The sequence below is a fragment of the Coprococcus sp. AF99-45 genome (genome assembly GCF_027663865.1).
Taxonomy (GTDB): Bacteria; Bacillota; Clostridia; order Lachnospirales; family Lachnospiraceae; genus Allocoprococcus; species Allocoprococcus comes.
Genome location: NZ_JAQDGZ010000064.1, coordinates 1 through 779, shown reverse-complemented (window position 1 = coordinate 779; position 779 = coordinate 1). Strand labels below are relative to the sequence as shown.

1 protein-coding gene is annotated in these 779 nt (G+C 45.2%); it reads right to left on the bottom strand.

Annotated elements, in window-relative coordinates:
• Positions 1–107 precede the first annotated feature (107 nt).
• Positions 108–779 (bottom strand): transposase (locus PGR14_RS16045; protein ID WP_270223733.1); only part of this gene is annotated, 672 nt, incomplete at its 5' end.

Sequence of the window (779 nt, the reverse complement as noted above, 5' to 3'; positions counted from 1 at the left end):
GCAAGTAGCCTTGCCCATATTTCCTGTTTCACGTATTCGGGTTTATATGCATGGAAATTACTCAGCCCAATGGTATATTTCAGTTTCCTGAATGAGGATTCAATGTTTCATCTGGCATTGTACAAGGTTTTGATACGTTCCACAGGGAATTCATCACGTGGCAGATTGGTCACGATGCACTCGTATGTAGAAGTGCTGATAGGGAAGCGTAGAATACGGAAGGACAGCTCATATGTATCATAACTTCCATATTCAATGTAATCGAAAGCAGCTGCCTGATCAACAAAGCGTATGTAACCTTCTGTGTGGATGTCTGCCAAAACTTTTTTCGAATGGCTCCGGACCAGTATGACGCTGACATCAATATCGAAGGATTTCGCATCTGGAAAATTAAAATTGCCGACCAGTCCTTTGGAATGGATATCCTTGGTACGGAACAGGAAATACTGTCCCTGTTCCACAACATGTGCCATGTTGTTATAAGAGCAATAGCCGCGGTCACCGATATAGATATTTTTTATTCCATCCAAAACATCGTGCCGGTCAACAGTAGTAGTCTGGTGATGAGAAAGCCGGAGTGCTGAAAAAAGTGCAGGTAGAGCCATCGGCAGCCAGGAAACGGTAATGCGAATCCATAAAGGAAGCGGGCGGCAATTCCATGGAAGCGGAATTAAAGTGCCGGAATACAGCTTCCAGCGCATCAGGTTTAAGCTTTGCGCGCTGCTGGCTGAGAGCAGAAGCGGTTGGTATGGAAGAATCCAGTCCCCAGAAATCAAGCA